At 51.6% G+C, this 217-nt stretch carries 1 protein-coding gene; it reads left to right on the plus strand.

Annotated features, from left to right (window positions below):
• Positions 1-208: hypothetical protein (locus tag PPL9_RS32435; RefSeq protein ID WP_161831335.1), on the plus strand; the 208-nt coding region annotated here is incomplete at its 5' end.
• Between the last annotated feature and the right edge of the window lie 9 nt (positions 209-217).

The following is a 217-nucleotide window of genomic DNA, read 5'->3' on the forward strand; positions in this document are numbered from 1 at the left end:
CGAGAAGAAGGCATATCTGGCTGGCTATATCGCCGCCTGCACTCAAATCGCCCAGACCCACAATCAACCCACCATGGCTGCAGAGCTGCTACGCAGTGCTGGTTTGACGGATGATGAGGTAAAAGCATTGCAGCTGAGCGACTTCGACTTGGGAGAGTACGCAGAGATGCAAGCAGCGAACCCCAGCTTCTTCTCCAAATCCAATTAAATCCATTTT

It is taken from the genome of Pseudovibrio sp. POLY-S9 (genome assembly GCF_001431305.1).
Lineage (GTDB): Bacteria > Pseudomonadota > Alphaproteobacteria > Rhizobiales > Stappiaceae > Pseudovibrio.